The sequence below is a fragment of the Marinomonas foliarum genome, assembly GCF_003337275.1.
Classification (GTDB): Bacteria; Pseudomonadota; Gammaproteobacteria; order Pseudomonadales; family Marinomonadaceae; genus Marinomonas; species Marinomonas foliarum.
Map to the genome: position 1 here is coordinate 66,965 of NZ_QPJQ01000019.1, position 7,157 is coordinate 74,121.

The following is a 7,157-nucleotide window of genomic DNA, read 5'->3' on the forward strand; positions in this document are numbered from 1 at the left end:
TTGGTTTGGTCGCCCCCCAATTTATCGGAATTCCGCTGAATTGGGGAGGAGTCCATACCATTGCGATGAGGGAGGTACGACCGTGATCCGCCATTGAAAGCAAAGCTTTCATTTTCTAAGGTAAATAGCCCTTTAGAGCGACATCAAGATTTGTAAACTAAACACTGGCAGCTAATTGGGAAGTCTTTTAGTATCAATCTATAAATATCTACACCTAACAAATATCGCTCTACCGAGACAAGCTATAGCGCACATATACACAATAAAATCATGCAAACTGGTGAAAATATGCGATACAACATGGAAGATGGTTTCAGTCTGAAAAACCTTTTCGAAAATATATTCGGTCGAAAGGCGTGGTATGAGCTTAAGCATTCCACAGATATTATATTATGGAAAAAATATTGCACTCGCCTTTTATCTGCAATCGAAGTGTCCGCGAAGGCGACCGTTCAAATAGCTGATGAAGATTGGTTTGAGCAGCTTTCGATGGAAGCCGAACATGGGAAAAAAATGCTGCAATTGTCAGAAGATTTTGAACAGCTATTCGCTAATCTAGCAGCATCACTTGGAACTATAAGCTTTTTGCAGTTGGGTTTGATTCCCTACCACCTAACGCATAAAAGCGTAACATTAAGACATCCAATTAACTGGAAGTTAGACCTATATCGTTCTGTTCAGTATGTCCAGAATTCTGAACAGCGACAAAACTCATATAACAAGAAAAAGCAGTCAAGTACATAAAAACAACATTGTCTTAATCGTTAAGGAAAGTAAGAAATCAACGTTGTTTGATAGATACTTCATTGTTAATGTGCTGTCGCTAACTATTTAAAATAAACACCACAAAGAGCTTTCCATGGTAGCTAAACCGAGAACCTTGAAAATACAACAGGCCAACTGTTTCTATAATTACACAATTGGTCTTGATGTCACCAAAGTAGATCTCCTTAAGACTGCCAGTAGGCTTTTAAAGTCAGGCTTAGCAAGAACAGTTTGCTTCTCAGATATGAAGGCCGTATACATCGACGAACATGGTAAAATTCAACTCGAATTACTTGATACACAAGGTCGCCGATGGGATAAAAACTGGACGATAAAATTCAGCGAATCTTTGCCAAAGCATACTGCTGAAGATCTTACTTTTTGTCTAGAGCTGTCCTTCCATGAGCAACGCATCGAAGGCGATGAAGTTCGACAAATGCCTCCACATTTTCGAGCAGCTTTACCCCCAATAGTACTTGAAAATGATGACTTGACTCTGCCTATCTACCCTTGGCTCAAGCTTCATTCTGACGGATTAATGTCCATTTGCTTCCAACTCGACACAACATGGAATAATCTTGGCGAAGATGACTTCATAAACGACATCGTCAACTTGTTTCAACGCTACTTTAAATTTGTTTGGGTGCAAGCGACACTTCAAAGAATAGATGGCGAACAGCTCCTGCCTGACGCATTCGAAGGAAAAATCTCCATTGGCGGCCAAGACATAATTAACCGAAAGACCCGCAAGCTCATCAAGAAGATGCGAGGGACGGCAAGAACGACACTCGACAACTCCCTCAGCAAGGAAGGGCGACACTTTGATTTACATGGTGAGTCATGGTTGCTCCATCAAATCGCAGGGGCGGAAGATCAATCTGAGTGGGAAGGGACTATTGACCTTTGCAGATCCATTTACTCAAACGCCGTAGTATCACAAATAGTCTCAATCAACCGCAGAAAAAATAGTCGGGGGGCAAGGGTACAGTTGTGGCAAGGCCGACCCTCAATTTCTCTAATGCGATTCTCTGACCAACCCCAATCCAAAAAACAGTTATTCAACAAGTATAGCCAGTCGATCTCTCGGATCCTATTACGCTCTGTCGGAATGAGTAATCCTCCGCAACTACCACCTGACCTTCGTCTGTTTGATGACTATTGCTTCCATGGTAACAGAGCAATTCTGCTTTGGACTTGGCTGCGGCCACACAATTCATCTGACGATGCCTGGAATGACCCACACACCAGAACCTATCTTCTAGAGACAAGCTAGGGCTGAACACTTCGAGTACCACAACATGTGTATTGCACGTGCATGTGCTATGGCTGGATCCCCCCAATCCGATGAAAACCTAATGTACGCCTACGAAACATTGGCTAAAGCTAATACTATGATTCACCAATCAAGCCAAGCTGGGGAGATTACTGATGCACTTGAATTTTTAATGAACTCTGCTGGTACAATGGGGCTAATAACATCAGGGAAAGAACAAGCTCAATGGCATCTAGATGAACGACGTTATAAAGCAGAAAAACGGCGATCCCAAGTGGACCGATGGCTGACTGCAGTATTCGGCATCGTGGGTGCAGCAGGACTAGCTGATCTGGTTGTTCAGCCATTATTGAAAGCAACACACCCTGATTGGGTAGATTGGTTTACAGGGCTATCCGCATTCGCATTTGCCTCACTAGCAGTCATTCTTTTTGTGATACTGATATCGGTCGTTAACACGATTAGAAAAGAGTAACTAGCAATATAGGAAACCATAAGCTAACAATCCTTAGTTTATCAACCAAAAAACTCGTTCAAAACTAAGGCATAAAAGTAATTAAAATGTTTATGAGAAAGTTGAGATTGTCTAAATACTGCAATCGTAAGGGGAAGACCAATCACTCTTCAACCTCTCTATAAGCCCCATCGCTCCGTCTTTATTTTTGGTTCTATCTGGATAAACGAGGTAGTAGGCTTTTCTTAGTGAAATTGTGATTGGGCTGAGGGTGATGAGTTGCCCTGTTTTCAGGGCGTTTTGGATGAAGAGTCCTTGGCCGAGTAGTAGGCCTTTACCTTGTATGGCGGCGTCGATGGCCATGCTGGAGAGGTTAAATTGTGGACCTTTGTTGGGTTTTCGTTTTTGATAGCCTGCGACTGTTAGCCAGTCTTGCCAGTTTGGTAGGTATGGATTCTCGTTGCCCCAGTCGATATGGATCATTGGTTTTTCAAGTAAGGTATCTAAATCCCCCTGTGCTATTCCGTTAACGAGTGATGGACTGGCGACTAGGTGTACTTCGTCTTGGAATAGAAAATCGTGGTTTAGTGATTTGTCTTGTTTACCAAAGCTGATGCTTGCATCACAGCGACTAAGGTTGAAGTCGACCGCTGTATGGCTGGCTTCGACTCGTATTTCTAGGCCTGGATGCTTTTCCATGATGTGTAGTACTTTGGGCATTAACCACAAGCTCGCCACTGAAGGTAATGTGTGCAGCGTAAAAATCGTTTGCTGCTTTAATTGGTCTAAGCTGGCTTGTCCACGTTGCAGGCTTTCAATCGCTTGGTTGGCAAAGTATAGGTATTGCTGACCCGCTTGAGTCAGCTCGACACCTAGTTTAGAGCGCTCAAACAGTGTTGCGTCTAGGTGAGATTCTAGCTGTTTTATTTGTTGGCTGACGGCCGCTGGCGTTATGCACAAGGCTTTTGCCGTTTTCGCAAAGTTGCCTGTGTGCGCGGCATTTATGAACGTGATTAAGCTGTTTAGATTAGGCAGTTTTAACATAATACTCTCAAGGTGATACTTTCAAACACTGTGCCTTTTTACATGACAGCGTCATCCTACCGTTCAATTTATACCCTTTATTGTTAAGCAAAAATTAATGATATATATATAAAATATTGATTTAAATATTTTGCTAACGTCATTAATCTGGACGATATCGTTGCCAATATAAAAGATCAAAACCTAAAGGGGAACACTAATGTCGTTATCCAATATTATTAATGATACAACTTATCCTATTGAAGATAATGACTTTAGAGCAGATTGTAAAAAGACTTTGGCAGAAAATGGAGCTTTGGTTTTGCCTGATTTCCTCAGTCATAAGGCAGTTCAAGCCATTATTGAGGAAGGCGAGGCGAAGAAAGAGCTCGCTTGGTATACCAAGTCCACTCATAACGTTTACTTAACGAATATAGATCCAAGTTATGACGCTGATCATGCGAGAAACAAGCAGGTCATTTCGTCTAAAGGTTGCATCACGGACGATCAGATTGATGGCGATTCGCCACTACGACAGCTTTATGATTCGGCTGTATTTCGAGCCTTTCTTGCCAGTGTGTTAGACGAAGAGGCGCTATATAACTACGCCGATAACCTTTCTTCTATCAATTTGCATTACGCCAGCGAAGGCCAAGAGTTAGGTTGGCATTTCGATAACTCGTCATTTGCCATTACTTTGTTAATTCAAAAGCCTGAGGGCGGCGGTGTGTTTGAATACATTGAAAATATGCGTGATGCCGATGCTAGCGAGATGAACTATAGCGGTGTCAGTGAAGTTCTCGCGGGACAGAAAAAAGTCAAAGAATTGGCAATAGAGCCCGGCGCTTTGGTGCTTTTTCGTGGTCGAAATGCCATTCACCGAGTCACGCCAACAGGAGGTGATACCACTCGTATGTTGGCTGTGCTCGCCTATAACTCACAACCTGGCATTGCACTGTCTGAAGCGGCAAGCAAAACCTTTTATGGGCGAGTGAATTAATAGACATCCGCCGTTTTGTGTTCACTTCTGGTGCCTCTTCAACTAGCAGAGGCACTTTCAAAACATTTCCTCGATAAATCCGTTTACAGTTGATCGATTAAAAATTAAATTAGTCGCGTTATTTTCTGTGAATAGGTCTTTGCTCAATCCTTCTGCCGTGCTAACGGCGCTGCCTATCTCTTCTCCCCAAATACAAAATGTGGATGCTATGAACGAAAACGTTATGAATGTGCCTAATAAGCCACCATTCAAGGTGATGGCTATTGCCTGTGTGGTTTGTTTAATCTTAGGTTTTGGAATTCTGAATCCTGGTAGTTTGCCAATTAACTCTGTGGTGTTGGCGATTGGACTGATGATTTTCCTTTGTGTTGCGCGAGTCCCCGTTACGATTGCTTTGATCGCTTCCGCTTTAGTGGGCGGTTTGCACAGCGGATTGTCTACTGAAGAAGCCATTGCCGCGATCAATGACAATTTGTTGGTCGGCTCACAAGTTGGTATGACCTACATTATGGTTGGTGCGCTTGCGGTTGCCCTTGCTCGCAGCGGTGTGCTCGATTTACTCGCTAGAAAGCTGGTGAGCATGCTGGGCAATGAAGATACAAAACACCAAAGTAAGGTGAAGTGGCTGCTTTATGGAATTTTCATGGTTGCTTCGATTTTGTCGCAAAACGCGGTGCCTGTTCATATTGCGTTTATTCCTGTGATGATTCCCCCACTGTTGGTGATTTTTAATAAATTACGCATAGATCGCCGCGCCATTGCCTGTGTATTAGCGTGCTCTATCAGTTCGAGTTATTTGTTGTTACCAACTGGCTTTGGGGCAATTTTCTTAAATGAAATCCTGCTAGCAAACGTTAACGACGTTGGTTCTGCCTACGGTTTAGCGGTGACGGCTGACATGGTTCCAAAGGCGATGTTTTTGCCGGTGATGGGGATTCTTGCGGGTATGTTGGTAGCGGTGTTTTTCTCATACCGCAAACCGCGCGACTACACGACGAATGACGTTGCCTTAGAACATCTAGAGAAAACCAAAGACACGGTAATCAAACCATTTCAATTGGTGATGACGCTGATTGCGGTTGCGGTCACTTTGGTGTTTCAAGTCACTTTTGATTCATTGCTTGTTGGCGCCATGCTTGGCTTTATGATTTTATCCCTTGCCGGTATTTTCCGTTGGGACCAGCAAGACGATGTCTTCACGCAAGGCATGCGCATGATGGTGCAGATTGCAGTGATTATTACCATCGCGTCTGGCTTTGCTGGCGTTTTGGAAGCAACTGGGGAAATTAAGCCTTTGGTACAAGCCTCGGCTGAACTGATTGGTGATCACAAAGCGCTAGCCGCTGCGATAATGTTGATTGTTGGCTTGTTCATTACCATCGGCTTTGGTGACTCCTTTGCCAGTGTGCCGATTCTAGCGCCCATTTATATTCCCCTTGCTCTGACGCTAGGCTTTTCGCCAATGGCAGCCGTCGCCTTGTTAGGCGCTTCTGCAGCATTGGGTGATGCTGGCTCTCCTGCGTCGACTATCACTCTTGGCGCGACCTCTGGCCTCAATGCAGATGGCCAACACGATCACGTGCGTGACTCGGTGATTCCTACTTTTATGCACGCTAACTTTGGCATGGTTATTTTTGCTTGGATTGCCGCCATGGTTCTATAAGCAACACACGCCTCACACCAACGCCTTGACCATAATGTGCTGTGGGCCCGCAGCACCGCCATGGTAAAGGGTGTTGGTGTCTTCAAACCCACCCTTTAAATACAGTCCCTTGGCGATAGGATTTTGACAATTTACCGTGAGGTAGATTGTTGAATGATTAGGATAAGCTTCGCTTAGGTAGTTTGATAACGCCAAGATCGCCTGTTTTGCATAACCTTTTCCCTGATACTTTTTGTCAATAAAGAAGCTACGCAGGCCGATTGAATGAGATTGACTGACAAAGTCATATTTTTCTGCGTACGTGGTATCGATCAAAAAGAAGCCAACTATTTGATCCTCTGCGAAAATAACATGGGGACGTATTTGCGCATTGGCATTTTTTAGAATGTCATCAATGCTACCAACAAACTGCTTCTGCGCTTCCACAACACCCAGTGTAATAACCTCTGCTAGGTGTTGAGTCGTCATCTTTTCAATAGTAACCATATCCATCCTTCTAATTCTTTTCTTTTTTATTGTGTTGTTTTTATTCCATTAGCCCAAATTATAATCAACTATCTAATTTAAAAGTGGTGTTCTATGTTTTTCATCAAGCTTGTTGCTGCCTTGATCGTTATGCTGGGTCTGGCGATTTATATCGTAAATAATAGTATTAAGGCAAAAGTGAGCCCTATTGAGGAAGTCACGTCTGCTCCTTATGAAGGCTTGAAGTTTCATAATACTGCACCACGTAACCCTATGTCTTTTTCTGATACTGCGGCGTTATGGGTCCGTTTTTTTACTGAGAAAAAAGTCGACACCACACCAGATATTAATATTCCGTTACGACCTGTTAGCCGAGCCGATTTAGAGGCGCTGAGTAGTGATACGCTGCATATGGTTAAGGAAACTGCGATTAAGTCCCCAATATGAGACAATGCCGATCTGACCATTACCTCAAGACCGAATGACATGAATCAGCTTTCCTTCGCCGATACCG

Annotated in this window: 8 protein-coding genes; 6 read left to right on the plus strand and 2 right to left on the minus strand. The window is 43.5% G+C overall.

The window, feature by feature from the left end; all coding sequences use genetic code 11:
* The first annotated feature begins 270 nt into the window (after positions 1 to 270).
* From DFP77_RS11175 to DFP77_RS11185, 3 genes are all read left to right on the plus strand, one after another.
* Positions 271 to 744 (plus strand): hypothetical protein, encoded by a 474-nt coding sequence (locus DFP77_RS11175; protein WP_114412371.1) that lies wholly within the window; start codon positions 271 to 273, stop codon positions 742 to 744.
* Positions 745 to 859: 115 nt separating this feature from the next.
* Complete coding sequence (locus tag DFP77_RS11180; protein WP_114412372.1) at positions 860 to 2,038, plus strand: hypothetical protein; 1,179 nt, start codon at positions 860 to 862, stop codon at positions 2,036 to 2,038.
* 49 nt (positions 2,039 to 2,087) lie between these two features.
* Positions 2,088 to 2,513: a hypothetical protein gene (locus DFP77_RS11185; protein ID WP_147270555.1), complete on the plus strand. Its 426-nt coding sequence runs from the start codon at positions 2,088 to 2,090 to the stop codon at positions 2,511 to 2,513.
* 111 nt (positions 2,514 to 2,624) lie between these two features.
* Here DFP77_RS11185 and DFP77_RS11190 read toward each other — a convergent pair whose 3' ends face one another.
* A complete protein-coding gene (locus tag DFP77_RS11190) occupies positions 2,625 to 3,536 on the minus strand; it encodes a LysR family transcriptional regulator (RefSeq protein WP_114412374.1) in 912 nt (303 codons plus the stop codon).
* Between the two features lie 199 nt (positions 3,537 to 3,735).
* On the opposite strand from DFP77_RS11190, the gene DFP77_RS11195 reads away from it, so the two are divergent.
* Together DFP77_RS11195 and DFP77_RS11200 are read left to right on the plus strand one after the other, a co-directional pair.
* Complete coding sequence (locus DFP77_RS11195) at positions 3,736 to 4,515, plus strand: HalD/BesD family halogenase (RefSeq protein ID WP_114412375.1); 780 nt, start codon at positions 3,736 to 3,738, stop codon at positions 4,513 to 4,515.
* 322 nt (positions 4,516 to 4,837) lie between these two features.
* Positions 4,838 to 6,178 (plus strand): Na+/H+ antiporter family protein, encoded by a 1,341-nt coding sequence (locus tag DFP77_RS11200; RefSeq protein WP_114412378.1) that lies wholly within the window; start codon positions 4,838 to 4,840, stop codon positions 6,176 to 6,178.
* A gap of 12 nt (positions 6,179 to 6,190) precedes the next feature.
* Here DFP77_RS11200 and DFP77_RS11205 read toward each other — a convergent pair whose 3' ends face one another.
* A complete protein-coding gene (locus tag DFP77_RS11205; RefSeq protein WP_114412379.1) occupies positions 6,191 to 6,664 on the minus strand; it encodes a GNAT family N-acetyltransferase in 474 nt (157 codons plus the stop codon).
* A gap of 93 nt (positions 6,665 to 6,757) precedes the next feature.
* On the opposite strand from DFP77_RS11205, the gene DFP77_RS11210 reads away from it, so the two are divergent.
* Complete coding sequence (locus DFP77_RS11210; protein ID WP_181858538.1) at positions 6,758 to 7,090, plus strand: hypothetical protein; 333 nt, start codon at positions 6,758 to 6,760, stop codon at positions 7,088 to 7,090.
* Positions 7,091 to 7,157: the final 67 nt, after the last annotated feature.

Coding starts and splice junctions, on each gene's coding strand:
- DFP77_RS11175 (WP_114412371.1), top strand. CDS start 271: ATGCAAACTGGTGAAAATATGCGATACAACATGGAAGATGGTTTCAGT.
- DFP77_RS11180 (WP_114412372.1), top strand. CDS start 860: ATGGTAGCTAAACCGAGAACCTTGAAAATACAACAGGCCAACTGTTTC.
- DFP77_RS11185 (WP_147270555.1), top strand. CDS start 2,088: ATGGCTGGATCCCCCCAATCCGATGAAAACCTAATGTACGCCTACGAA.
- DFP77_RS11190 (WP_114412374.1), bottom strand. CDS start 3,536: ATGTTAAAACTGCCTAATCTAAACAGCTTAATCACGTTCATAAATGCC.
- DFP77_RS11195 (WP_114412375.1), top strand. CDS start 3,736: ATGTCGTTATCCAATATTATTAATGATACAACTTATCCTATTGAAGAT.
- DFP77_RS11205 (WP_114412379.1), bottom strand. CDS start 6,664: ATGGTTACTATTGAAAAGATGACGACTCAACACCTAGCAGAGGTTATT.
- DFP77_RS11210 (WP_181858538.1), top strand. CDS start 6,758: ATGTTTTTCATCAAGCTTGTTGCTGCCTTGATCGTTATGCTGGGTCTG.